21 protein-coding genes and 2 pseudogenes are annotated in these 25,859 nt (G+C 68.9%); 18 read left to right on the top strand and 5 right to left on the bottom strand.

The window, feature by feature from the left end; all coding sequences use genetic code 11:
- Positions 1-185 (bottom strand): DUF503 family protein (locus A5705_RS26855; RefSeq protein ID WP_231982346.1); only part of this gene is annotated, 185 nt, incomplete at its 3' end.
- Between A5705_RS26855 and A5705_RS26860 the strand changes: the two are divergent.
- Positions 129-284, top strand: a pseudogene (locus tag A5705_RS26860) (DUF503 family protein); the annotation flags it as partial. The gene A5705_RS26855 and the pseudogene A5705_RS26860 sit on opposite strands and share 57 nt — an antisense overlap.
- Before the next feature lie 80 nt (positions 285-364).
- Here the strand turns inward: A5705_RS26860 and A5705_RS28350 are convergent.
- Positions 365-928 (bottom strand): annotated as a pseudogene (locus tag A5705_RS28350) (hypothetical protein); the annotation flags it as partial.
- A gap of 281 nt (positions 929-1,209) precedes the next feature.
- Here A5705_RS28350 and arc point away from each other — a divergent pair.
- Complete coding sequence (arc, locus tag A5705_RS01475; protein ID WP_068274781.1) at positions 1,210-3,039, top strand: proteasome ATPase; 1,830 nt, start codon at positions 1,210-1,212, stop codon at positions 3,037-3,039.
- A 19-nt stretch (positions 3,040-3,058) separates the two neighbouring features.
- On the opposite strand, the gene A5705_RS01480 is transcribed toward arc, so the two are convergent.
- Both A5705_RS01480 and A5705_RS01485 read right to left on the bottom strand, forming a co-directional pair.
- A complete protein-coding gene (locus tag A5705_RS01480; protein WP_067872856.1) occupies positions 3,059-3,664 on the bottom strand; it encodes a hypothetical protein in 606 nt (201 codons plus the stop codon).
- 10 nt (positions 3,665-3,674) lie between these two features.
- Positions 3,675-4,859 carry a hypothetical protein gene (locus tag A5705_RS01485; protein ID WP_082956230.1) on the bottom strand — a complete coding sequence of 395 codons (1,185 nt, stop codon included), beginning with the start codon at positions 4,857-4,859 and terminating at the stop codon, positions 3,675-3,677.
- Between the two features lie 114 nt (positions 4,860-4,973).
- Between A5705_RS01485 and dop the strand changes: the two genes are divergently transcribed.
- The 11 genes from dop (at position 4,974) to A5705_RS01540 (ending at position 17,017) form a co-directional block, all read left to right on the top strand.
- Complete coding sequence (gene dop, locus A5705_RS01490; RefSeq protein WP_067872853.1) at positions 4,974-6,482, top strand: pup deamidase/depupylase; 1,509 nt, start codon at positions 4,974-4,976, stop codon at positions 6,480-6,482.
- A 102-nt stretch (positions 6,483-6,584) separates the two neighbouring features.
- Positions 6,585-6,779, top strand: coding sequence for a ubiquitin-like protein Pup (locus A5705_RS01495; RefSeq protein WP_068274784.1), 195 nt, complete (start codon positions 6,585-6,587; stop codon positions 6,777-6,779).
- Positions 6,776-7,663, top strand: a complete 888-nt coding sequence (gene prcB / locus A5705_RS01500) for a proteasome subunit beta (RefSeq protein ID WP_067872851.1) — start codon at positions 6,776-6,778, stop codon at positions 7,661-7,663. The genes A5705_RS01495 and prcB overlap by 4 nt, the downstream gene beginning before the upstream one ends.
- Positions 7,660-8,433, top strand: a complete 774-nt coding sequence (gene prcA, locus A5705_RS01505) for a proteasome subunit alpha (RefSeq protein WP_067872848.1) — start codon at positions 7,660-7,662, stop codon at positions 8,431-8,433. The genes prcB and prcA overlap by 4 nt, the downstream gene beginning before the upstream one ends.
- 125 nt (positions 8,434-8,558) lie before the next feature.
- Positions 8,559-9,917, top strand: coding sequence for a Pup--protein ligase (gene pafA, locus A5705_RS01510; protein WP_156738220.1), 1,359 nt, complete (start codon positions 8,559-8,561; stop codon positions 9,915-9,917).
- Between the two features lie 112 nt (positions 9,918-10,029).
- On the top strand, positions 10,030-11,031 hold the full coding sequence (locus tag A5705_RS01515; RefSeq protein WP_068274968.1) for a YafY family protein: 1,002 nt from the start codon (positions 10,030-10,032) through the stop codon (positions 11,029-11,031).
- Positions 11,028-11,996: a YafY family protein gene (locus A5705_RS01520; protein WP_068274787.1), complete on the top strand. Its 969-nt coding sequence runs from the start codon at positions 11,028-11,030 to the stop codon at positions 11,994-11,996. Before A5705_RS01515 ends, A5705_RS01520 begins: the two co-directional genes overlap by 4 nt.
- Before the next feature lie 50 nt (positions 11,997-12,046).
- Complete coding sequence (gene tatA / locus A5705_RS01525) at positions 12,047-12,301, top strand: Sec-independent protein translocase subunit TatA (protein WP_067872839.1); 255 nt, start codon at positions 12,047-12,049, stop codon at positions 12,299-12,301.
- Between the two features lie 46 nt (positions 12,302-12,347).
- Entirely contained in the window at positions 12,348-13,316 is a 969-nt protein-coding gene (gene tatC / locus A5705_RS01530; protein ID WP_156763002.1) for a twin-arginine translocase subunit TatC, read from the top strand.
- Between the two features lie 87 nt (positions 13,317-13,403).
- The gene (locus A5705_RS01535; protein WP_068274790.1) at positions 13,404-16,154 is read left to right on the top strand and encodes an RNA helicase; all 2,751 of its coding nucleotides are present in this window, start codon (positions 13,404-13,406) and stop codon (positions 16,152-16,154) included.
- A 65-nt stretch (positions 16,155-16,219) separates the two neighbouring features.
- Positions 16,220-17,017, top strand: coding sequence for a DUF4333 domain-containing protein (locus tag A5705_RS01540; RefSeq protein ID WP_068274793.1), 798 nt, complete (start codon positions 16,220-16,222; stop codon positions 17,015-17,017).
- A 4-nt stretch (positions 17,018-17,021) separates the two neighbouring features.
- On the opposite strand, the gene A5705_RS01545 is transcribed toward A5705_RS01540, so the two are convergent.
- On the bottom strand, positions 17,022-17,978 hold the full coding sequence (locus tag A5705_RS01545) for a 5'-3' exonuclease (RefSeq protein ID WP_068274974.1): 957 nt from the start codon (positions 17,976-17,978) through the stop codon (positions 17,022-17,024).
- Between the two features lie 429 nt (positions 17,979-18,407).
- Between A5705_RS01545 and A5705_RS01550 the strand changes: the two genes are divergently transcribed.
- The 5 genes from A5705_RS01550 (at position 18,408) to A5705_RS01570 (ending at position 25,841) form a co-directional block, all read left to right on the top strand.
- Positions 18,408-18,698 carry a hypothetical protein gene (locus tag A5705_RS01550; RefSeq protein ID WP_067872830.1) on the top strand — a complete coding sequence of 97 codons (291 nt, stop codon included), beginning with the start codon at positions 18,408-18,410 and terminating at the stop codon, positions 18,696-18,698.
- Between the two features lie 33 nt (positions 18,699-18,731).
- Entirely contained in the window at positions 18,732-19,859 is a 1,128-nt protein-coding gene (locus A5705_RS01555; protein WP_068274796.1) for a Xaa-Pro peptidase family protein, read from the top strand.
- A 35-nt stretch (positions 19,860-19,894) separates the two neighbouring features.
- A complete protein-coding gene (locus tag A5705_RS01560; protein WP_068274799.1) occupies positions 19,895-22,171 on the top strand; it encodes an alpha/beta hydrolase-fold protein in 2,277 nt (758 codons plus the stop codon).
- A gap of 155 nt (positions 22,172-22,326) precedes the next feature.
- Complete coding sequence (locus A5705_RS01565; protein ID WP_231982344.1) at positions 22,327-25,308, top strand: glycohydrolase toxin TNT-related protein; 2,982 nt, start codon at positions 22,327-22,329, stop codon at positions 25,306-25,308.
- Positions 25,305-25,841 carry a TNT antitoxin family protein gene (locus A5705_RS01570; protein ID WP_082956231.1) on the top strand — a complete coding sequence of 179 codons (537 nt, stop codon included), beginning with the start codon at positions 25,305-25,307 and terminating at the stop codon, positions 25,839-25,841. Before A5705_RS01565 ends, A5705_RS01570 begins: the two co-directional genes overlap by 4 nt.
- Positions 25,842-25,859: the final 18 nt, after the last annotated feature.

Below are 25,859 nucleotides of genomic sequence, written 5' to 3' on the forward strand. Positions count from 1 at the left end.
GTCTCGGCTGCCGACACGCTGAACTTGCGCCGCAGCTCGGCCACGACGGGACGAACCACCGACCGCTTCTGTTTGAGTGATCGCACCCCAAGCTCCGGGCCCAGCAGCACGTCGAACTCGAGCCAGCCGACCTGCATCGGCGGGCCGGGATCGGAGTGGGCGTGGTGTCCGGCGACCGGGGCCACGCCGTCGACGTGCTCGACGCCGCCGAACGCCTGGTGGCCGCGCATCCCGAATTCGAGCTGCTGTCGGTGCGGCGGGGACTGCACCACAGTGACGACTGAACGGCTACCCGTCGCGGCCCTCGCGTTTGCGGCCCAGTGGCGCGGGCGCGACGGCGCCGGGCGCGAGCCGGCGCGGGCTCGGGCGCCGGCCCGGGGCCCGGGGCCGGATTGGCCGGTGAGGGCGGCCCGGTGGCCGAGTTACCCAGCGCCAGCAGCATTTCGGCGGTTCGGCGAGATAGCTGCCAGCCCCCTTGGAACGGTGCGAACTCCATCGGGAACGTGAATTTGCCGTTGTTGGCCTGGGCGGTGTTGACCGTCACGGTGGCCCGGACGTGGGACGGATTCTTGTCCGACCAGGCCATGTCGTTCGCCGCGAACGTCATCGGCAGGTAGCCGTTGTCCCGCAACGCGCCGGTGAACCTGTCCAGGGTGGCCGCGCTGTCGGCGGTCGCGCCCTCGACGAGGTCCACCTTGTTGATGCCCGGCACGTTGGGGTCGGCGAGCCGATTCAGCACCTCGGTCAGGGCTTCGGGGGGCGGCAGCGGGGCGGTCGGGGGAGCCGCCACGACGACCGGAGTCGAGGTGATCGGGACGCGCGACGAGGGGGACGACACCACCCTGGGGCCGGTGTGGGAGCATCCGGCGAGCCCGATGGCCGCCACCGCGGTGGCGGCCATCAGCGCAACGGACAGGCGTCGGTGCATACAACTCGTTCTGGTCAGGCGCCCACGTGTGCCGTCGGGCCAACGGGTGCAATGGATGTCACAGCGGGAGCCGCCGCGCCGACCCGGACGGCGCCGGCGGAGCCCGTGGCAAGGGGTTTTGGGGCCACGGCCGTCCTTTCGCTCGGCGCGATTCGTGGCAGAGATTACCAGTGGAACCAAAGTCTTAACTTTTCGTGAGCATTTGACTGCGCACATCAACCGGCAATCGCCGGTAGCGTTGAAGTACCACCGCGAATTTCGGGGCGGGAAAGGAGCGCAACATGGGTGACTCAGAGCGTTCTGAAGCATTCGGTAACACCGGTGACATTGGCATGTCCAGCGGCGATGCTGCCGAATTGGAACAGTTACGCCGTGAGGCAGCGGTGCTGCGCGAACAACTCGAGCACGCGGTTGGCACGCACGGCGGCACCCGCTCGGCCCGCGATGTGCATCAGCTCGAAGCGCGCATCGATTCCCTCGCGGCGCGCAACTCCAAGTTGATGGAGACCCTCAAGGAGGCTCGCCAGCAACTGTTGGCGCTGCGCGAGGAGGTCGACCGGCTCGGGCAGCCGCCCAGCGGCTACGGCGTCCTGCTGGCCGCGCACGACGATGACACGGTCGACGTGTTCACCTCGGGCCGCAAGATGCGCCTGACCTGCTCGCCCAACATCGAGGTCGCCACGCTGCGGAAGGGTCAGACGGTCCGGCTCAACGAGGCCCTGACCGTCGTCGAGGCGGGCACGTTCGAATCGGTCGGCGAGATCTCCACCCTGCGCGAGGTGCTCAACGACGGGCACCGTGCGCTCGTCGTCGGCCACGCCGACGAGGAGCGGATCGTGTGGCTGGCCGAGCCGCTGGTCGCCGAGGACCTGCCGGACGGCGTTCCCGACGCCCTCAACGACGACACCAAGCCCCGCAAGCTGCGCCCGGGCGACTCGCTGCTGGTCGACACCAAGGCCGGCTACGCCTTCGAGCGCATCCCCAAGGCAGAGGTCGAAGACCTGGTGCTCGAGGAGGTGCCCGACGTCAGCTACCAGGACATCGGTGGCCTGACCCGACAGATCGAGCAGATCCGCGACGCCGTCGAGTTGCCGTTCCTGCACAAGGAGCTCTACCGCGAGTACGCGCTGCGCCCGCCCAAGGGCGTGCTGCTGTACGGCCCGCCCGGCTGCGGCAAGACGCTGATCGCGAAGGCGGTCGCGAACTCGCTGGCCAAGAAGATGGCCGAGGTGCGCGGCGACGATGCCCGCGAGGCGAAGTCGTACTTCCTCAACATCAAGGGCCCCGAGCTGCTGAACAAGTTCGTCGGCGAGACCGAGCGGCACATCCGATTGATCTTCCAGCGGGCGCGTGAGAAGGCGTCGGAGGGAACGCCGGTGATCGTGTTCTTCGACGAGATGGACTCGATCTTCCGCACCCGCGGCACCGGAGTCTCCTCGGACGTCGAGACGACGGTGGTCCCGCAGCTGCTGAGCGAGATCGATGGCGTCGAGGGCCTGGAGAACGTCATCGTGATCGGCGCCTCCAACCGCGAGGACATGATCGACCCCGCGATCCTGCGGCCGGGCCGCCTGGACGTGAAGATCAAGATCGAGCGCCCGGACGCCGAGGCGGCGCAGGACATCTTCTCGAAGTACCTCACCGAGACGCTTCCGCTGCACGCCGACGACCTCGCCGAGTTCGACGGCGACCGCACGGCCTGCATCAAGGCGATGATCGAGAAGGTCGTCGAGCGGATGTACGCCGAGATCGACGACAACCGGTTCCTGGAGGTCACCTACGCCAACGGTGACAAGGAGGTCATGTACTTCAAGGACTTCAACTCCGGGGCGATGATCCAGAACGTCGTCGACCGGGCGAAGAAGAACGCGATCAAGTCGGTGCTCGAGACCGGCCAGCCCGGCCTGCGCATCCAGCACCTGCTCGACTCGATCGTCGACGAGTTCGCCGAGAACGAGGACCTGCCCAACACCACCAACCCCGATGACTGGGCGCGGATTTCGGGCAAGAAGGGCGAGCGGATCGTCTACATCCGCACCCTGGTCACGGGCAAGTCGTCGAGCGCGTCGCGGGCCATCGACACCGAGTCCAACCTGGGTCAGTACCTGTAGGGCGGCTCCGTCGCCCGTGCTAGGCGGTCACCAGCGAGTAGCTGTTGGTCAGGTCATCCTGGGTGACCTGGGCGGCTCGGGAGGTCGTGTCGATGCGCAACTCTTCGGTGAGCACGCGCGGCTGGTAGGACCATCCGTTGGGCAGCTTGAGCCGGTCGCCCAGCTTCGGCAGATCCGCACGCGACAGGGTGGGGTCGACGACCTGGCTCCAGGTCTGCATGACCCAGCGGTGCCCCTGCGGATCCTGTAGTTCGTAGACCTCTTCGCCGGCGTTGAACACGAACACCGTGTGGCGGGACACCGTGTTGACGCTGTAGGGCGCGGGGTTCATCGACGACAGCAGGACGGTGGCCTGCTGGATCATCTCGATCCCGCCGAAGGTCTTTCTGATCTGGGGGCCCTGCTGTTCCTTCTCGATGGCGTTCATCAACCAGTAGCGGGGACCGTTGAGAAGCGCTGCGGCCGCGCCGTTTTCGGCGGCGATGGCCTGCGGGTCCAGCGCCGACCACAGCTCTTCGGGGCAGTCGTTGAGCGGGAAGCTGTTGTAGACCGTGGCCTGCGGGCCGGCCTCGCCGGGGGTCACGAGAAGCACTTCGCCGTAACGCTTTCCAGCCAGGTCGGTCATCCGTGTGAAGTTAATCACCGCCGCTGGTGGCGTCAACTTCACACGCCGCGAGCGCCTCGGCCCCGCGGTAGCGGTTGCGTGCGATCAGCGTCGCATGCAGGTCGTCGATCAGGGGATCCAGGAAGGTGGCGCGGTATTCGGCGTCGCCCGCGGCTCGGGCGCTGATGTACATGAACGTCAGGGCCCCGAGGAACAAGGTCATGTGGATCAGCGAATCGGGCACCGGCAGCGTGAATCCCAGCACCGTCGCGGTGCTTTTGTAGGTGTGGGTCCATTCGTTCAACAGCGCAGGCGTCAGCACGATCAGCCCGAGGACGAGGTAGATCGTGGCGGTGACCACCGCGACCACCAGGATCTGCGCCAGCTGCGAGACCGCCAGCACGAAGACGACGTTGAGCCGTTCGGCCCGCGTCAGCGGAGCGCAGTCGGGGGCGTCCGGCATGTCCGCGAAGGGCGTGCCCGCGAGCCGTTCACTGTCGTTGGGCAGCACCGACATCGTGGATCCGAGCGCCGGCCGGGCCCGTTCCCACGTCGCGGAGACGACGAATGCCACGGCGATCGAGAGCAAAAAGGCGATCGCCAGCCCCAGCCGCTGCCCGCTGATCGTCTTGGCCATGATCCAGACGTAGGTGTTGAAGAAGACCAGGGCCGTCAGCAGCACCACCGGCAGGGCGCGGACGACCAAGGCCCCGACCGTCGCAAGGTGCGAGAGCGTCATCCGCACCGCCCATCCGACCACCGATCCGACGCCACAGCCCGTCAGTGTCAGCACCGCGGCGACGACGATGGCCTCTTGAGCCAGTTCGCCGGGTCCGCCGACGGTGAGCCCGACACACGCGACCACGAGCGCCGCGATCGTCGCGGTGCCCGCGCGGATCCGGCCGCTGCGCGACCGCGACACCAGCCAGCCGACCACGGCCATCAGCGGCAGCGCGAGCCCGATGATGCTCAGCACGACCAACTCCGGGCCCGTCGGCTGCCCGGTGATCTCGACGTCGTGGCCGCCGGTGATCAGGTAGATCGGCAGGACGCAGGCCTGCAAAGTCGCGTAGGCCGCCAGCATGGGAGCCGACCGCGGCCAGAGCCGTCGCCACCGGGAGCGTCTCGTCAGCACCGAAGGCAATCCGCGCTCGAGGAACCAGCTTTCGGCCGCGCCGCTCGCCGTCCCCGGCGGGCGGCGGAGAGAAGGGCCCATGCGGGCTCACCCTAGTGGCCGATCAGCCGTGCGCCGGGGATTATCGCGCCGAATTCGGGCCCCCAGATCACCCCGCCCAGCGGGCCACATGATAAGCGGGCCTATCTTGAAGTAATGCAAAGGATTATCGGGACGGAGGTCGAGTACGGCATCTCGTCGCCGTCGGACCCGACCGCCAACCCGATCCTCACCTCGACCCAGGCGGTGCTGGCCTACGCGGCCGCCGCCGGCATTCAGCGCGCCAAGCGGACCCGCTGGGACTACGAGGTCGAATCGCCGCTGCGCGACGCCCGCGGCTTCGACCTGAGCCGCTCGGCCGGGCCCCCGCCCGTCGTCGACGCCGACGAGGTCGGGGCGGCCAACATGATCCTGACCAACGGGGCGCGCCTCTACGTCGACCACGCGCACCCGGAGTACTCCGCGCCGGAGTGCACCGACCCGCTCGACGCGGTGATCTGGGACAAGGCCGGCGAACGGGTGATGGAGGCCGCCGCGCGGCACGTCGCCAGCGTGCCGGGCGCCGCGAAACTGCAGCTCTACAAGAACAACGTCGACGGCAAGGGCGCCTCCTACGGGTCGCACGAGAACTACCTGATGTCGCGGCAGACGCCGTTCTCGGCGATCATCGCCGGCCTGACCCCTTTTCTGGTGTCGCGGCAGGTCGTGACGGGTTCGGGCCGGGTCGGCATCGGCCCCTCCGGTGACGAGCCGGGCTTCCAGCTGTCGCAGCGCTCCGACTACATCGAGGTCGAGGTCGGCCTGGAGACCACGCTGAAACGCGGCATCATCAACACCCGCGACGAGCCCCACGCCGACGCCGACCGATACCGCCGGCTGCACGTCATCATCGGCGACGCCAACCTCGCCGAGACGTCGACGTATCTGAAGCTGGGCACCACGGCGCTGGTGCTCGACCTGATCGAAGAGGGCCCCGCGCACGGGATAGACCTGACCGACCTGGCGCTGGCGCGCCCCGTCCACGCCGTCCACGCCATCAGCCGCGACCCGTCGCTGCGGGTCGCGGTGGCCCTGGCCGACGGCCGCGAGCTGACCGCCCTTGCGCTGCAACGGATCTACCTCGACCGGGTGGCCAAGCTGGTGGACGGCCGCGACCCCGACCCCCGCGCCGCCGACATCGTCGAGACCTGGGCCGATGTGCTCGACAAGCTGGAGCGCGACCCGATGGACTGCGCCGAGCTGCTGGACTGGCCGGCCAAGCTGCGGCTGCTGGAGGGTTTCCGGCAGCGGGAGAACCTGAGCTGGTCGGCGCCGCGGCTGCACCTGGTCGACCTGCAGTACTCCGATGTGCGGCTGGACAAGGGCCTGTACAACCGGCTGGTCGCGCGCGGCTCGATGAAGCGTCTGGTCAGCGAACACCAGGTGCTCGAAGCTGTCGACAATCCGCCGACGGACACGCGCGCCTACTTCCGCGGTGAATGCCTGCGCCGGTTCGGCGCCGACATCGCCGCGGCCAGCTGGGACTCGGTGATCTTCGACCTCGGTGGGGATTCGCTGGTGCGCATCCCCACCCTGGAGCCGCTGCGGGGGAGCAAGGCCCACGTCGGGGCGTTATTGGACTCGGTGGACAGCGCGGTCGAACTGGTGGAACAACTGACCAGCTAACAGTTAGAGCGGGAAACGTCGGCGTTGACCGGTACTGTAGAGAAGACTAAGCGGGCGCGTGACTTGGGATAACACGAGCCGACAACTAAGCAGGAGGCGGCGATGGCTCAGGAGCAGACCAAGCGTGGTGGTGGCGGCGGCGATGAAGACGACTTCGCCGACGGCGCGGCCGCGGGCCAGGAGCGTCGCGAGAAGTTAGCTGAAGACACCGACGACCTGCTCGACGAGATTGACGACGTCCTTGAGGAAAACGCCGAGGACTTTGTCCGCGCGTATGTCCAAAAGGGCGGACAGTGACCTGGCCTTTTGCCGATCGCCTGCCCACTAACTCCGCCCTCCCCGGGAACCCGGCCATAGACCTGTCCTCGTTCGCCGACCTGCTGCGCCGCCAGGCGCCGGAGCTGCTGCCGGCGAGCCTGAGCGGCGGCGCGCACGCGGTCGCCGCCGGCGGACAACTTCCGCACGGCACCACCATCGTCGCGCTGAAATATCCCGGCGGCGTCCTCATCGCGGGTGACCGGCGCTCGACGCAGGGCAACATGATCGCCGGGCGCGACGTCAAGAAGGTGTACATCACCGACGACTACACCGCGACCGGCATCGCCGGCACCGCCGCGATCGCCGTCGAGTTCGCACGCCTCTACGCGGTGGAACTCGAGCACTACGAGAAGCTCGAGGGCGTGCCGCTCACCTTCGCCGGCAAGGTCAACCGGCTCGCGATCATGGTGCGCGGCAACCTGGCGGCGGCGATGCAGGGGCTGGTCGCCCTGCCGCTGCTGGCGGGCTACGACATCCACGCCGCGGACGCCGAAAGCGCCGGCCGCATCGTGTCGTTCGACGCCGCCGGCGGCTGGAACATCGAGGAAGAGGGCTACCAGGCGGTTGGGTCGGGCTCGATCTTCGCCAAGTCGTCGATGAAGAAGCTCTACGCGCAAGTCACCGACGTCGATTCGGCGGTGCGGGTGGCGGTCGAGGCGCTCTACGACGCCGCCGACGACGACTCTGCCACCGGCGGACCGGACCTGGTCCGCGGCATCTACCCGACGGCGGTCACCATCGGCGCCGAGGGCGCCGCCGAGGTGCCGGAGGCCCGCATCGCTGAGCTGGCCCGCGAGGTAATCGAAAGCCGTTCGCGCGCAGACACTTTCGGTCCGGATTCCGAGCCGCGGGGTGACAAGTGAGCTTTCCGTATTTCATCTCGCCCGAGCAGGCGATGCGCGAGCGCAGCGAGCTCGCGCGCAAGGGCATCGCGCGGGGCCGCAGCGTGGTGGCGCTGGCCTACGCCGATGGCGTGCTGTTCGTCGCGGAGAACCCGTCGCGGTCCCTGCAGAAGATCAGCGAGCTCTACGATCGCGTGGGCTTCGCGGCCGCGGGCAAGTTCAACGAATTCGACAACTTGCGCCGTGGCGGAATCCAGTTCGCCGACACCCGCGGCTACGCCTACGACCGCCGCGACGTCACCGGCAGGCAGCTGGCCAACGTCTACGCGCAGACCCTCGGCACCATCTTCACCGAGCAGGCCAAGCCCTACGAGGTCGAGTTGTGCGTCGCCGAGGTCGCCCACTACGGCGAATCGAAACCGCCTGAGCTGTATCGGATCCTGTATGACGGATCGATCGCCGACGAGCCGCACTTCGTGGTGATGGGCGGCACCACCGAGCCGATCACCACCGCGCTCAAGGAGTCCTACGCCGAAAACGCGCACCTTCGCGAGGCGTTGGGGATCGCCCTGGCGGCGCTGCGGGCGGGCAGCGCGGAAGCGTCCAACGGCGATCAACACTCGATCGACGTGAGCAGCCTCGAGGTGGCCATCCTGGACGCCAACCGGCCGCGCCGCGCGTTTCGGCGGATCACCCGGCCCGCCCTGGAAAGCATGCTCAAGGAGCTCGACAAAAAGGGCTCCAAAGCCAAGGGCAAGACCACAGATCCCGACGAGAAGCCCAAGGACTAGACCCGGCGCGGAGGGGTCCGGTGGGCCTCGTCGGCGACGGTGCCGACTGGATCCAATCCGGCCAATAGCATCCGTGGGCGCGGCTTGCTCACATTAGCGGTCGGACAACCAGTACCCTCGATTACGTGCAGCGACGAATCATGGGCATCGAGACCGAGTTCGGTGTCACCTGCACGTTCCACGGCCATCGCCGCCTGTCTCCGGACGAGGTCGCGCGGTACCTGTTCCGGCGGGTGGTGTCGTGGGGACGTAGCTCCAACGTTTTCTTGCGCAACGGCGCCCGCCTCTACCTGGATGTCGGCAGCCATCCCGAGTACGCCACCGCCGAGTGCGACAGCCTGGTGCAGCTGGTCACCCACGACCGGGCCGGCGAGTGGGTGCTCGAGGACCTGCTCGTCGACGCGGAGCAGCGGCTGGCCGACGAGGGCATCGGCGGGGACATCTACCTGTTCAAGAACAACACCGACTCGGCGGGCAACTCCTACGGCTGCCACGAGAACTACCTGATCGTGCGGGCCGGCGAGTTCTCCCGGATCTCCGACGTGCTGCTGCCGTTCCTGGTCACCCGCCAGCTGATCTGCGGGGCCGGCAAGGTGCTCCAGACGCCCAAGGCGGCGACGTTCTGCCTTTCCCAACGCGCCGAGCACATCTGGGAGGGCGTTTCCTCGGCCACCACCCGCAGCCGCCCGATCATCAACACCCGCGACGAGCCGCACGCCGACGCCGAGAAATACCGGCGGCTGCACGTCATCGTCGGCGACTCCAACATGTGCGAGACGACCACCATGCTCAAGGTCGGCACCGCGGCGCTGGTGCTGGAGATGATCGAGGCCGGCGTGCCGTTCCGCGACTTCTCGCTGGACAACCCCATCCGCGCCATCCGCGAGGTCAGCCACGACATCACCGGCCGCCGCCCGGTCCGGCTGGCGGGAGGGCGTCAGGCCAGCGCCCTGGACATCCAGCGCGAGTACTACAGCCGCGCCGTCGAGCACCTGCAGACCCGGGAGCCCAACGCGCAGATCGAGCAGGTCGTCGACCTGTGGGGTCGCCAACTCGACGCCGTCGAGAGCCAGGATTTCGCCAAGGTGGACACCGAGATCGACTGGGTGATCAAGCGCAAGCTGTTCCAGCGCTACCAGGATCGCTACAACATGGAGCTGTCCGACGCGAAGATCGCCCAGCTGGACCTGGCCTACCACGACATCAAGCGCGGCCGCGGCGTCTTCGACCTGTTGCAACGCAAGGGCCTGGCCGCGCGCGTGACCACCGACGAGGACATCGCCGAGGCCGTCGACCACCCGCCGCAGACCACCCGCGCCCGGCTGCGCGGGGAGTTCATCAGCGCCGCGCAGGCCGCCGGCCGCGATTTCACCGTCGACTGGGTGCACCTGAAGCTCAACGACCAGGCGCAGCGCACGGTGCTGTGCAAGGACCCGTTCCGGGCCGTCGACGAGCGGGTCAAGCGGCTGATCGCCAGCATGTAGCCGGTAGCTTCCAACCGCGGCAGCGCCCGTGTGACTGATGTGGCCATTGTGAATGCTGCGACTCGCCGGCCGGTGCAGGCGCGGGGCGGGCGGCGGCTATAACCTGGTGCAAATGGCGACCTCGAAAGTCGAGCGGTTGGTCAACCTCGTCATCGCGCTGCTGTCCACCCGCGGCTACATCACCGCCGAGAAGATCAGGTCCAGCGTCGCCGGCTATTCCGACAGCCCCAGCGCCGAGGCGTTCTCGCGGATGTTCGAGCGCGACAAGAACGAGCTGCGTGATCTGGGCATCCCCTTGGAGGTCGGCCGGGTGTCGGTCACGGACCCCACCGAGGGCTACCGGATCAACCGCGACGCGTACGCGCTGCCGCCGGTGGGGCTGACGCCGGACGAGGCTGCGGCGGTGGCGGTCGCCACGCAGCTGTGGGAGTCACCCGAACTGATCACCGCCACCCAGGGCGCGTTGCTCAAGCTGCGCGCCGCCGGCGTGGACGTCGACCCCTTTGATATCGACGCCCCGGTCGCCATCGCGTCCCCGGCCGGGGTGCCGGGCCTGCGCGGATCTGAAGAAGTGCTGGGAATCCTGTTGTCTGCCATCGATTCCCGTCAGGCCGTGCGGTTCCCGCACCGGCCGTCCCGAGCCGAGCCCTACACCACGCGCACCGTCGAGCCGTGGGGCGTGGTCACCGAGAAGGGCCGCTGGTATCTGGTCGGCCACGACCGCGACCGCGACGCCACCCGCACCTTCCGGCTGTCCCGGATCGGCGCGGACGTCACTCCGATCGGCCCGCCCGGCGCGGTCACCGTGCCCGACGGCGTCGACCTGCGCAAGATCGTGGCTCAGACGGTCACCGAGTGGCCGGGCGGGGGACAGGCCCGGGTCTGGGTCGCCGACGGGCGGGCCACCGCCCTGCGGCGGGCAGGGCGGGCGATCGCCGCGCGCGAGCTGGCCGGGCGACGCGGCGAGGTGATCGAACTCGACATCGTCTCCGCCGACCAGCTGGCGCGCGACGTCGCCGGCTACGGGCCCGACGCCGTCGCCCTCGAGCCGCAATCCCTGCGCGACGATGTTGTTTCCCGGCTGCGGTCGCACGTGGAAGCGGGCGGCAGATGACTCCCGTGTCCACCCGGTTGGTCCGGCTGCTCAACATGGTGCCGTACTTCCAGGCCAACCCGAAGGTCACCCGCGCCAAGGCCGCCGCCGACCTGGGGGTGTCCGCCAAGCAGCTGGAGGAGGACCTCAACCAGCTGTGGATGTGCGGCCTCCCCGGCTACTACCCGGGTGACCTCATCGACTTCGAGTTCTCCGGCGACACCATCGAGGTGACGTTCTCGGCCGGCATCGACCGTCCGCTCAAGCTCACGTCGCCCGAGGCGACGGGCCTGCTGGTGGCGCTGCGGGCGCTGGCCGACATTCCCGGCGTGGTCGACCCGGAAGCGGCGCGCAGTGCGATCGCGAAGATCGAGGCCGCCGCGGGTGCGGTCGGGCAGGACGTCACGGCGGCCGTCGACGAGCCCGCCCCCGTCGAAAGCCGGGCCGCCGCCGCGGTGCGCACCGCCGTGCAGTACAAGCACGCGCTGGCCATCGACTACTACTCCGCCTCGCACGACACCCTGACCAGCCGGATCGTCGACCCCATCCGCGTCCTGCTGATCGGCGGGCACAGCTACCTGGAGGCCTGGTCGCGCGAGGCCGAGGGCGTCCGGCTGTTCCGTTTCGACCGGATCGTCGACGCCACCGAGCTGGGCGAGCCGGCCGCCGCCCCCGAGCCGGCGCGGCAGGCGCCGCCGGACACGTCGCTGTTCGACGGCGATCCGGCGCTGCCGGCGGCCAAATTGTGGGTGGCCCCCTCGGCGTCCTGGATGTTCGAGTACTACCCGATGCGGGAGGTGCTCGAGCTGGCCGACGGCTCGTGTGAGGCCGTCATGACGTATGCCTCCGAGGACTGGATGACCCGCCTGGTGCTGGGCTTCGGCTCGGCGGTGCGGGTGCTTGAACCGGAGTCGCTGGCCCGGCGTGTACGGGATGCCGCCGCCGCGGCCCTGGAGTCCTACCAGGTCGCGGCGCGGCCACAGTAGCTGCGGCCCTGGCTGCGGTAGCATCGGGTGGACGTCTGGAGGTAATCAAAGTGGGCAGTCTTAGTCCGTGGCACTGGGCGATTCTCGCTGTCGTGGTGATCCTGCTGTTCGGTGCCAAGAAGCTCCCCGATGCCGCGCGCTCGTTGGGCAAGTCGATGCGCATCTTCAAGTCCGAGATGCGCGAAATGCAGACCGAAGGCAAGCCCGAAGCTCCCTCGATCGAGACACCCCAGCCCGTGCAGTCGCAGCGGGTCGACCCGCCGGCGGCCACCGAGCAGGGGCACACCGAAGCGCGCCCGGCGTAGCCGCGCCGCCGCGGTGCCCGAGCGCCACGAGCACTAGACGAGCATCGTGAAAGGTTTCAAGGTTTCGGCGCGCACCGCCGGCTTGCTGAAACGGCTCAACCCGCGCAACAGGCGCAGCCGCACCAACCCGGACGCGACGATGTCGCTGGTCGATCACCTGACCGAGCTGCGCACCCGCCTGCTGATCTCGCTGGCCGCGATCCTGCTGACGACGATCTTCGGGTTCGTCTGGTACTCGCACTCGATCTTCGGGCTGGAAAGCCTCGGTGAGTGGCTGCGTCACCCGTACTGCGCGCTGCCCCAGTCGGCGCGTGCGAGCATCAGCGCCGACGGCCAGTGCCGGCTGCTGGCCACGGCGCCGTTCGACCAGTTCATGCTGCGGCTCAAGGTCGGGATGACGGCGGGGATCGTGCTGGCCTGCCCGGTGTGGTTCTACCAGCTGTGGGCGTTCATCACGCCCGGGCTCTACCAGAAGGAGCGCCGCTTCGCGATCGCGTTCGTGATACCCGCGGCGGTCCTGTTCGTGGTCGGCGCGGTGCTGGCCTACTTCGTGTTGTCCAAGGCGCTGGGCTTCTTACTGACCGTCGGCAGCGACGTGCAGGTGACCGCGCTGTCCGGGGACCGCTATTTCGGCTTCCTGATCAACCTGCTGGTGGTGTTCGGGGTCAGCTTCGAGTTCCCGCTGCTGATCGTCATGCTCAACCAGACCGGCATGCTGACCTACGAGAAGCTCAAGTCGTGGCGGCGCGGGCTGATCTTCGGCATGTTCGCCTTCGCGGCCATCTTCACACCCGGATCCGACCCGTTCTCGATGACGGCGCTCGGGGTGGCGCTGTCGGTGCTCCTCGAGTTCGCCATCCAGATCGCGCGGCTGCACGACAGGCGCAAGGCCAAGCGCGAAGCCCAGGAGGCGATTCCCGACGACCAAGCCTCGGTCATCGAGGCGCCGGAGCCGATCGTCGAGCCGGTACCGGAGCCCTCGTACACCGCCGGTCAACATGACGACGTCACGTAGCTTTTCCTGGCGCGAGCGTGCGCAGTTGTACATCAATATCGGCGTGTCGCCGTACAAACACGCACCCTCGCGCAATCGGGCGACGGCGTGACCGAACTGACCGAGCTGCCCCGGTTCGCCGCGGAACTGCGCTTCACCCTCGACGACTTTCAGCGGCGGGCCTGCGCGGCACTCGAACGCGGCCACGGCGTGCTGGTGTGCGCGCCGACCGGCGCCGGCAAAACGGTGGTCGGCGAATTCGCCGTGCACCTGGCGCTCGCGTCCGGCGGCAAATGCTTTTACACCACCCCGCTCAAGGCCCTCAGCAACCAGAAGCACACCGACCTGACCGAGCGCTACGGCCGCGACCGGATCGGGCTGCTCACCGGCGACATGTCCGTGAACGGCGACGCACCCGTCGTGGTGATGACCACCGAGGTGCTGCGCAACATGCTCTACGCCGATTCCCCTGCGCTCCAAGGGCTTTCGTATGTGGTGATGGATGAGGTGCATTTCCTGGCCGACCGGATGCGCGGACCGGTGTGGGAGGAGGTGATCCTGCACCTGCCCGAGGAGGTGCGGCTGGTCAGCCTCTCGGCGACGGTGAGCAACGCCGAGGAGTTCGGCGGCTGGATCCAGACCGTTCGCGGCGACACCACCGTGGTGGTCGACGAGCACCGGCCCGTTCCGCTGTGGCAACACGTCCTGGTCGGCAAGCGCCTGTTCGATCTGTTCGACTACGACAGCGAGACGGACAAGACCCGCGTCGACCCCGACCTGTTGCGCCAGATCTCCCATCGCCGCGAGGCGGACCGGATGTCCGACTGGCAGCCCAGGCGCGGGCGCACGGGGCGAGCCGGTGCCGGCCGGCCGCGCTTCTACCGGCCGCCCGCGCGGCCGGACGTGATCGCGATCCTCGACTCGCAGGGCCTGCTGCCGGCGATCACGTTCGTGTTCTCGCGGGCCGGTTGTGACGCCGCGGTGCAGCAGTGCCTGCGGTCGCCGCTGCGGCTGACCACCGAGGAGGAGCGCGCCCAGATCGCCGAGGTGATCGATCACAGCTGCGGTGATCTGGCCGACGCCGACCTGGCCGTGCTCGGCTACTACGAATGGCGGGAGGGGCTGCTGCGCGGCCTGGCGGCCCACCACGCCGGCATGCTGCCCGCGTTCCGGCACACGGTCGAGGAGCTGTTCACCGCCGGCCTGGTCAAGGCGGTCTTCGCCACCGAAACCCTGGCGCTGGGCATCAACATGCCGGCGCGCACGGTGGTGCTCGAGCGGCTGGTCAAGTTCAACGGCGAGCAGCATGTGCCGCTGACGCCGGGGGAGTACACGCAGCTGACCGGTCGCGCCGGCCGGCGCGGCATCGACGTCGAGGGCCACGCGGTGGTGCTCTGGAATCCCAGCGAGGAGACCACCGAACCCTCGGCGGTGGCCGGCCTGGCCTCCACCCGCACCTTCCCGCTGCGCAGCTCGTTCGCCCCGTCGTACAACATGACGATCAACCTGGTGCACCAGATGGGCCCCGAGCAGGCGCATCAACTGCTCGAGCAGTCGTTTGCCCAGTATCAGGCCGACCGCTCCGTCGTCGGCCTGGTCCGCGGGATCGAGCGCGGCCAACGGATGCTCGACGAGATCGCCGCCGAGCTGGGCGGTCGCGACGCCCCGATCTTCGAATACGCCCGGCTGCGCGCCCGGATTTCGGAGATGGAACGCGCCCAGTCTCGCGCGTCGCGGCTGCAGCGCCGGCAGGCGACCACTGACGCGCTGGCCGCGCTGCGGCGCGGCGACATCATCACGATCACGCACGGCCGCCGCGGCGGGCTGGCGGTGGTGCTGGAGTCGGCACGCGACAGTTCCGATCCGCGCCCCCTCGTGCTCACCGAAAACCGTTGGGCGGGGCGGATTTCGTCGGCGGATTATTCGGGCGCGGCGGCGCCGGTCGGCTCGATGTCGTTGCCCAAGCGGGTGGAACACCGCCAGCCGCGGGTTCGGCGCGATCTGGCGTCGGCGCTGCGAACGGCCGCCGAAGGGCTGGCGGTTCCGGCCACGCGCCGCAGCGGTCGCGGCGACGGGGACGGCGCTTTTCATGACCCCGAGCTGACGTCGCTGCGGGCGGAGCTGCGCCGGCATCCGGCCCACAACAGCCCGGGCCTCGAGGCCAAGATGCGGGACGCCGAGCGCTACCTGCGCATCGAACGGGACAACGCGCAACTCGAGAAGAGGGTGGGCGCCGCCACCAATTCGCTGGCCCGGACGTTCGACCGGATCGTCGGGCTGCTCACCGAGCGCGGCTTCATCCAGGGGCCGGCCACCGAGCCCCACGTCACCGACGACGGCCGGTTGCTGGCCCGGATCTATAGCGAGAGCGACCTGCTGGTCGCCGAATGCCTGCGCAGCGGCGCGTGGTCGGGCTTGAAACCCGCGGAGCTGGCCGCGGTGGTCTCGGCGGTGCTGTACGAGTCTCGCGGCGGTGACGGCCCCGGTGGCGCGCTGGCCGCCGAGGTGCCCACCCAGCGGTTGCGGCAGGCGCTGCAGCAGACATCGCGGCTGTCGACCGCGCTGCGCGCCGACGAGCACGCGCACCGGATCTCCCCGAGCCGCGAACCCGACGACGGCTTCGTCAACGTCATCTACCGGTGGGCCCGGACCGGGGACCTGGCCGCGGCGTTGGCCGTCGCCGACATCACCGGAACCGGTTCGCCGTTGTCGGCCGGGGACTTCGTGCGGTGGTGCCGCCAGGTGCTCGACCTGCTGGACCAGGTGCGCAACGCCGCGCCGGATCCCGACCTCCGCGGCACCGCCAAGCGCGCCATCAATGACGTTCGGCGCGGCGTCGTTGCAGTTGACGCCGGGTAGGCTGGGCGCGAGCTACCGTTACAGTGCGTTAATAGCGCGAGACACAAGGGAACTGAGGAGAAACGATGAGCGGACCGCAGGGATCGGAGCCGGGCCACGAGTGGCAGCCGCCCGGTCAGGCCGGCGATCATTCCTCGGAGCCCACGCAGGTCGGCCCGTCGCCCTGGCAGCAGCAGTCGGGCCAGGACGCGACGTGGCAGGCGCCGGCCTACACGCCGGCCACGCCGCCCGCCGACTATCCGCAGTACCAGCAGCCGACGGAGCAGGCTTACCCGCAGCAGTACCCCCAGCAACAGCCCGGCTACGCCCAACCCGGGGCCCAACCCGGGGCCCAGCCCGGGCAGTACGGCGCGCAGCCGCCCCAGTACGGCCAGCCGGGCCAGTACGGCCAGCCCGGTCAGTACCCGCAGCCGGGCCAGTACGGTCAGACCGGTCAGTACGGCCAGCCCGGCCAGTACGGCCAGCCCGGTCAGTACGGGCAATACCCGCAGCAGTACGCGCCCTACCAGCAACAGCCCCCGAAGAAGCGCTCGACGGCGCTGATCGGCGGCGTGGCCGGCGCGATCGCCCTGCTGGTCGTCGCGGTCGTGCTCGTGCTCGGCTTCTGGGAGCCCGGGTTTTTCGTCACCACCAAGCTGGACGTCAACAAGGCCCAGGCCGGGGTCCAGCAGATCCTCACCGACGAGACCAACGGCTACGGCGCCAAGAACGTCAAAGACGTCTCCTGCAACCACGGCCAGGACCCGGTCGTCAAGAAGGGCGGCACCTTCGACTGCGACGTCAGCATCGACGGCGCCAAGAAGCACGTGACGGTGACCTTCCAGGACAACAAGGGCACCTACGAGGTCGGCCGACCGCAGTAAGCGGTCAGCCGGGCAGCGCGTCGAGCGCCTTCTGCAGGCGGGCGATCGGCGAGCCGACGCCCAGCTCGGTCGCCAGCTTGGCGGTGCGTTGCGGGTGGGCCGCCGTCAGCGGCAGGGCATCGTTCTGTGTCGACAGCGTGACCGGCGCGTCGGTGGCCACCCGCACCACCCGTTCGGCGGCCTCGATATAGTCCGTCGCGCCCAGCAATTTGCTCCGTAAACCCTTGGCCATCTTGGACTTTGGATCCTGCGCGGCGGCCAGGATCTGCTCCAGCGAGCCGTGCTGGGCCAGCAGCATGGCCGCCGTCTTCTCACCGACGCCAGGCACCCCGGGCAGGCCGTCGGACGGATCGCCGCGCAACAGCGCGAGCTCGGCGTAGGCCGCGCCCGCGCGTTCGCGTGGGACACCATAGGTTTCGGCCACCTCGGCCGGCCCGAACAGGGTGGCCTTGGTCAGCCCCCGGCCCAGGTAGAGCACCCGAACGGGGACGGGATCGTCGGCCACCACCTGCAGCAGGTCGCGGTCACCGCTGACCACCACGACCGGATCGCTGCGCTCTTGGGCAGCCAGCGTGCCCAGCACGTCGTCGGCCTCGAAACCCTCCGCGCCCGCGGTCGGGATCCCGAACGCGTCCAGCAGCTCCATGATCATGTCGATCTGGGGCGTCAGGTCGTCGGGCACTTCCTCGATGTCGGGCTCGCCGGCCGGTTCGGGTTCGGCGACCCGGTGCGCCTTGTACGACGGGATGAGGTCCACCCGGAACTGCGGCCGCCAATCGAGGTCCAGGCAGACCGCCAGCCTTCCGGGCCGCTGCTGGGTGATCACGACGGCCATCGAGTCGAGGAACCCGCGCACGGCGTTGACCGGCCGGCCGTCGGGAGCGGTGATCGACGACGGCACCCCGAAATACGAGCGGAACCACATGCTGGCGCCGTCGAGCAGCACCAGCGGCGATCGCAGGGGTGGTGGCATGCCGGCTATATTGCCAGCGCCGTCGGCGACGCGGTTAGCTGGGAACATGATGTCGTCCACGGCGTCGGTCTCGTGACAAGGCAGGGCCGCCCGGCGGTGGCCGGCAGGTTCGTCCGCGCCGCGGTCGGGGGCGTGATCGGCGGTATGCGCGGAACAACCAACGGAATTCGCGACGGCTGGCGTGAGGGCAGTCGGTCGGTGGCGGGCCGACCGGGCCGGGCCTGGTCGCAGGGTGTCATCGGCGCGGTGCGCGGTGCCGGTTCTGGAATCCGTGCTGGCTGGGGCGCAGGTGGGGCTCCCCGGGCACCGCGGTGATGGCATCGCCTCTGTCGATCAGCGCGGCCGGTGGGGCTGCGTCGCTAAACTGACGAGCTATGCCTTCGACCGGGTGCTGAGAGAAGGGCTGGAGGGCTGACCATGAGCGATGATGCGGTGTACTACCGGGCCGACAAGCGCGGACTCAATCCCGGCGACCGGGCTACTCGCACCTTGGACCCGATGGACGACAAGGAGTACACGTACGCGACGACCCGCCTCGACGTCGCACGTGCGATCGCCGAAAAGCATTCCGATTTCTGCGTTTATCGTGTTCTGCTCGACGAGCCCATCGAAGCGGATCCCGATGCCGCCCAGGACAACCTCGGCGAGTTCTTCGTGCGTGCCCCATCGGGCGCCGTCGTCGAGGTCTTAGGTGCCGATGAAGCGTGAATTATCAACTACCGCAGAATAGTTTCTGCAAACATGAGCTCTGACCGATTCGACGCGGACGTGTACGCGCGCCGGCTGGCAGCGGCGGCCGCGGCGACCGCCGACGCCGGGCTGGCCGCCCTGGTGATCACGCCGGGCTATGACCTGCGCTATCTCGTCGGCTCGCGCGCCCAGACCCTCGAACGGCTCACCGCGTTGGTGCTGCCGGCGTCCGGCGAGCCGACGGTGGTGGTGCCCCGGCTGGAGCTGGCCGCCCTCAAAGGGTCGGCCGTGGCGGAACTGGGCCTGGCCGTTCGTGATTGGGTCGACGGCGACGACCCCTACCGGCTGGTGAGCGCGGCCCTGGGCGGGGGGCCCGCCGCGACCGCCGTCACCGATTCCATGCCCGCCCTGCACCTCTTGCCGCTGGCCGGCGTCCTCGGCGTGCTGCCGATGCTGGCCACCGACGTGCTGCGCGAGTTGCGGATGGTCAAGGAGGAGTGCGAGATCGACGCGCTGCACAAGGCTGGTGCGGCCATCGACCGCGTGCACGCCCGCGTGCCGGAGTTTTTGCGCCCCGGCCGCACCGAGGCGGACGTCGCCGCCGACATCGCCGAAGCCATTGTCGCGGAAGGGCATTCGGAGGTGGCGTTCATCATCGTCGGCTCTGGACCGCACGCGGCCGACCCGCACCACGGCTACTCGGATCGCGAACTGCAGCGGGGCGACATCGTCGTCGTCGACATCGGTGGCGCGTACGAGCCCGGCTACCACTCCGATTCGACGCGCACCTATAGCATCGGTGAGCCCGAACCCGCTGTGGCGGAACAGTATTCGGTGCTACAGCGGGCCCAGCGCGCGGCTCTGGAGGCCGTCCGTCCCGGTGTGACCGCCGAGCAGGTCGACGCCGCCGCCCGCGACGTGCTGGCCGAGGCCGGGCTGGCGGAGTTCTTCGTGCACCGCACCGGGCACGGCATCGGTCTGTCGGTGCACGAGGAGCCGTACATCGTCGCCGGCAACCATCTGCCGCTGGCCGCGGGGATGGCCTTCTCCGTCGAGCCCGGCATCTACTTTCCCGGCCGGTGGGGCGCCCGGATCGAGGACATCGTCGTCGTCACCGAGGACGGCGCCCTGGCCGTCAACAACCGGCCGCACGAACTGATCGTGGTGCCCGCGTCCTAGCAGGCATGACGGCCCCTCCGCGTAGGTTGGGCCACGTGTCGATCCTGGACCTCACACTGCTTCCGTTGCGCATCGCGCGTCACTTCGCCGACGCGGTGCTGCACCCCGTCGCTCCCGCGCCGGCGCCGCCGGGCGAGCTGGTCGTCGTCGACGGGATGCCCGAGGGGGTGCCGCCGGCGGCGCGGCGCCCCGAACCGCGGCTGCCGGTGCCGTCGAATTGGCCGTTCGGCGAGGACTTTCCGCGCACCTGCGGCACCGGCCGGCTGGCCGGCGGCGCCCTGTTCTGGACCGACTTCCTCTACGACGACCACGGCGCGACCGGCCTCCCCGTCGGCGATCTGAAGATTCAGGCACCTCCGCGCGGCACTTACGTCTATCCCGACGGTCCCGCCGCCGGCAACGGCGCCGACATCTTCCGCGTCGCCGTCGGGCTCACCGAGACCCACACGTGGTGGCGAATCGACTGGAACACGCTGGTGGACGCCTCGGTGCCCATCGCGCTGTTCACCTTCGACACCGACCCCGCCCGAACCGCCGCCGCGGACTGGCCGGCCGGGGCGGGCGTGCGCTCGGAGGGCATCGACATGGCCCTGCTGGTGTCCGGGCGAGGCGCCGCATTGATCGACCTGACGAGCGGGGCGCAGACGCCCGTTGAACACAGCGTCGACACGCAGTCGCGGTCGTTCGTGGCTCAGGTGCCGAGATCGCTGGTCGAGCCGACCGGCACCTGGAAGGTCCGGCTGGCCGCGGGCCTGGCCAACCCTGCGGGTGACGGGTTCGCCGACGTGCCCGCCGAGCGCGGGGCGCTACCCGGGCAACCCAACGTCTACAACCTCGCGTTCCGCACCACCGAGCAGGAACCGCCGCACCTGAACTTCTGGTCGGATTCCGCCCAGGCCGCGGCCCTGACCCATGGCGACGTGTCCGCGTTCGCCGTCACCGTGCCGTGGGGGCGGCTCGCCGCCCGCGAAACCGAGCCCGAGCCGGTGGTCACCGGCCCGTCGACCCGTTGGTATGTGTCCTCGGTCGAGCTGGGCCAGGGTATCGAAGGTGGGCTGGCCTCCTACGACATCTTGAGCACCAAGCCGCAGTTCCTCGGGCGCGTCCAGCCGTATTCGATCTGCCTGCCGTCCAGCTACGCGCCGGGGCGGGCGCTGCCGCTGACGCTGTTGCTGCACTCACTGGCGCTGGGCCAAAGCCAGTTCGCCGCGATCGACCCGCGCCTGCTGCACGAGGTGTGCGAGGGCCGCGACTCGGTGGTGGTGACGCCGCTGGCCCGGGGCCCGTCGAGCTGGTACTTCGACACCGGGGAACTCGACGTGTGGGAGGTGTGGGCCCGGGTCGCCGAGCAGCTGGGCACCGACCCGAATCGCACCGTCATCTCCGGCTATTCGATGGGCGGGTTTGCGGCCTACAAGCTGGGGCTGAGTTACCCCCAGGTCTTCTCCCAGGCGGTCGTCCTGGCCGGGCCGCCGGCCTGCGGGGTGCGGCTGTTGCCCGACGTGGACATCCCGGCCGATCTCGACCCGGAGTCGCCGTGCGCCCGCGAGGGCGACACCTGGAAGCTGCTGGTCAATGCGCGCTGGCTGCCGTACGTCATCGCCCACGGGCTGGTCGACGAGCTGGTGCCGTTCGCCTCGGCCGCCGAGCAGGTGCTCGAACTCGACCGGCTGGGCTACCGACACCGGTTCACCGTCTATCCGCTCGAGGATCACATCGCCTGGGTGCTGCAGGACAAGTTCGAGGACCCGATCGCGCACATGGGAACGGCTGTGCGCCAAGCAGATCCGGGACACATCACGTTCGCGTGGTACCCGCAGTTGGTGCGCGCCGATCTGGGCATCGGGCCGCACCAGGCGTGGTGGGTCTCGGAGCTGGCCGCCGACGCGTCGGTGACGGGGCGGCGCGGGGCGGTGGCCGAAGTCGACGCGCGGTCGTACGCCCGGCCGGACCCGACGCACGCGATCCGGCACCACCGCGGCGTTGTCTGGAACCTCGACCCGTCGCCCGGCCTGTACAGCGAGCTGGACTGGCAGGTGGGACGGGCCGTCGCGCCGCTGCCGTATCTGACGCTGCGCCTCACCGGTGTCGCCGGCCTCACGGTCGACGTCGCGCGCGCCGGCCTGGCCGGGTTGCCGTCGTCGACGATCACCGTGGCCACCGACGTCGCCACGCGGATCACGCTGGCGGGGCTGCCCGACGGGGCGGTGGTGCAGATCGACGGGCAGCCGGCCGGGCCGGCCGTCGTGGTGCCGGCGGGGCGCCACCGCATCACGCTGCGTGCGGCCTCCGTCAGCGGTTCGCCAGCCTAACGCCCGTTCTTGGTTCGCGAGCGTGACGCCGTTCCTGGTTCGCGAACGTGAACCCGCGGCGAATTTCGGCCCGATTTTTCGCAGTGGCGTCACGCTCGGCGCGCCGGAGGCGTCCCGAGTCCGCGCATCCCGTTTGGTGGCACGACCGGGGGTGAATGGCGACGGTCGGCGACCTGGACGAGAATTTCGCCCCGATGGTTCCCTTGGTCGTCGATCCGCAAGCGCTGTTCGCGGTGGGCAGCGCGGTGATTGCCGCCGGCGATGGCCTGGCCGCGAACCTGACGGTGTTGACGGCGGGTTTTGCGGCCCACACCGGCCTGGACGCGGCCGGCGCGATGTTCGGACTGGGTTATCAGGACGCGGGCGAGTCCGTGCTGCGGGCCGCGACGGCCGCCGTCAACGCGTGCCGGCAGAGCGGGGCGCTGATACAGCAGGGCGCCGCCAACTACTCGCAGGCCGAAGCGGCCTCCACCCTGGGGGGCGGTGCCGGCGCCTTGCAGGCGCCGCCCGCGCAGGACAAGATGTCGGCGCCCGGCCCGCCCGGGACCTGGGGCAAAGGCGAGCCGCCGCCGCTGCTGCTGTGGGCGGTGGTGGAGTCGTTCGTCGACGACGTGTGGCCCGACGGGGACGTGGCCGGTTTGCATGCGGCCGCCGCTCGCTGGCGGGGCTTCGCCGGGGCCGCTGGCGGGATGCGGAGCGCGCTGAACGCCGCGAAGACGCTGCTGGACGCTCATCAGATCCCCGAGGGCGAAAAGATCGACGACGCGCTTTCGCAGATCGGCGACTGCATGGGCAAGATCGGCGAGGCGTCCGGAAAGTTGGCCGGGGCCCTCGATCACTTCGCCGACGAGGTGGCCGGCGCTCAGCACCACATCCGGGATCTGCTGAACCGGCTTGGGTCGCTGACAGACCTCGGCCACGACGTGATGTTGATCATCAAGGGCGACGCGCTCCAGGAGATCAAGAAGATCGCTCACGACATCAACGACGTGCTGCACGACTTGGGGCAGGAGGCCCGCGCCGCCGAGCAAGGCGTCAAGGCAGGTTTAGGGGTCGTCGACGGTTTGGTCGTCAAATTGGAAAAGTACGTGCGCGGCGAGCTCAAGCAGTTTCTGGGTGATGCCGTCGGCAATCAGGTGGCAACAGTTTTCGACGTCTTCGCCAACGCGAATGAGGGTGCCCTGAAGGGCGCCGTCGGAATGGCGTTGGCCATCGGGGATCTCGACCCGCGGTGGTTCCTCGTCGATCCCCACGGCGCCGCCGAGACATGGACGGGCTTGGGTAAAGGCCTGTGGAAGGGAAGCTTGGTCAATGGCGTCCTCAACCCGCAGGAGTTCGTCGAGGCCAACTGGCAGCAGTTGAAAGGCCTGCTGCACCTTGATGATTGGAGTACCGCGCGACCGGGGTTGGGTTTCGGGGAGAACGCCTTCGATGTCGCGATGTTCTTCATTCCTGGCGCCGGTGAAGCCGGCGGCGCCGCGGAAGCCAGTGGGGCGGCCGCCCGTGGAGCCGAGGCCGCTGTGGACGCCGAGCGTGCCGCCGGTCGAGCGGTCGATGGAGTTGCAGGTGTCGCGGGTACACGCGGCGCTTTGGCAGATATCGCCGGCGTCGGTGGTGACCTGACCAAGAATCTTGAGGGCGTTGCCGGGAAGCTGCCCAAGATCGAGCCGCCGCCGGTCGGCGGCCGCCCCGTGGGCTTGCCGTCGCCGAAGCCGTTGGAGGCGCCGGTCGAGTCGGTGCCGCGCCCACCGGACGGGGTGCCTGGTGCGTCGGGGGAGCCAAAGCCTCTCGATACTGCGCCGCCGGAGCGTGCTGTGCAGGAACCACCTCCTGAACCGTCGGCCGCTGGGCCCGCACCGGCTGCGGGTGGTCCGCACGACCCTGTGCCGGTGCCCGCGGGTCCGCATGATCCCGTGTCGGCGCCCGCCGATGGCCCGCATGAACCGGTGTCATTGCCTGCGGGGCCCCGTGATCCAGCGTCGGCTCCGGCAGTTGGTCCTCGCGATTCGACGCCGGCGACTGCGCCTGCTTCGCATTCACCGGCAATTCCGGCCGCAGTCGGCGAACGCAATCTGTCGACGGCGCCGCAATTGGTCGATCATCCGCCCGCTCGGATGTCGGCAGCGCCGAGCGGAGTTCCCCTCGAACCGGCACCAATCTCCGCGCATTCACCGCAGGCGTCGCCGTCCTTCACGTCTGCGGTGCCACATTCGACACCCCCGGTACGCAACCCGTCCGAACTACTGGCACCCGGCAGCGGCTTGCACGGGTCTGCAGACGGTGGCCCTCCGCGCGTAAGGCCACCACATGATCGGGCGGGTGGTCCGGCTGAGGGTGGTCCGCCGCGGTCGGACCGACGGCCACCCGACGCTGATCGTCCGCACGAGCCCGCGCCCGGCGATGATGCTCCGCCGGCTGAGCGTGGGCATGGCGTTCCGCAGGACAGAGATGGTTCACCGGGGCGCGACCACGATGGTTCCGCAGACGACGGCACCGGACAGGATCCCGTGCACTCCCACGAGTCTTCCGGTGACGGTTGGCACCGCTTGTCGGATGGGCCACTTGATCCGCACTATGGGGAACCGCTGCCTCAGCATTGGGATTTTCCAGATAATCCAGTTGACCCGAGCCAGATGAATCCTTCTGTGGCGGAACTCATTAGGGACCCGGAGGCGCCCTTCGGCCGCGACCCCCAAGGACATGCGTATACCGGGGAACAATACGCCGAGCGCTTTAATAAACTCAGTCAGGATGGCGACCACTGGGCAAACTTCCCGGGGAACGACGGGGCAGTGCCAGGCACCAAGGTGATTTTTACAGACGGAAATCAGTTCATCAAGTTTTACGGAAATCAGTTGGATCGGATAGGGCTCGAATCCGGTAAGTACTTGGCAGTAATGGAAGATGGAATACCGGCATTCTGGGAGGGCAGGGCGTTACACGTGGACAGCCTTGCACAGCCGTATAATGCTTATGTATTCAAGAGTCTGCCCGAGAACTGGATGATCGAAGTGTCTGAAGTCGCCCCCGGGTTAGGCCAACCCGGCGGTTCAATACAAGTCAGAATACTCAACTCGGAGGGTAGGGCGATGACGGCTGAGGAGCTGACTGACCCTGATGTTGGCGTGCTGGAATGACAGACGACATCGAAGTGTCCTCGCAACTCGAACATTGGGCCAAGCGTGCCGAGTACACGCTTACGCCTGGATCGCGAACGCACGACGGGCGGGCGGTATTCTCGGCGTCGCTGGGCGAGATTCGACTACTGATCGGAAGGAACCGCGACGGCTGGTTCGTCATCACCGATTCTGACCGCATGGGGTCCGAACAGTTCCTGCTGGCTGCTCCGTCGATGGCGACAATCGAAAAGTATCTCTTGGGACGGTTCTGTCTCTCAATTCGGAGTGGCTCTGGATTACCTCGTGTCCACGTTCCGACTTCCGCTCAGGACATGTCGGGCCATTTCACCATCGAGACGCGCGACTTCGACGGTGTCAAGCGGTTTGCCTTAGTGGCAACGGACGGCTCGACAGTGGCTATTGGAAGCGCCGACAGGGTAACTGCGAAGTCGGAATTCACTAAGCTCGCGCTGTACCTGCCCGCGACAATAGATCAGTTTGAGGCGTCGGCCGTTGATCCTGACGGAGAGCCGCTTTTCGAACGCCGATAGAGACTTATCCGGCAGCGC

It is taken from the genome of Mycobacterium sp. E787, assembly GCF_001668725.1.
GTDB lineage: Bacteria > Actinomycetota > Actinomycetes > Mycobacteriales > Mycobacteriaceae > Mycobacterium.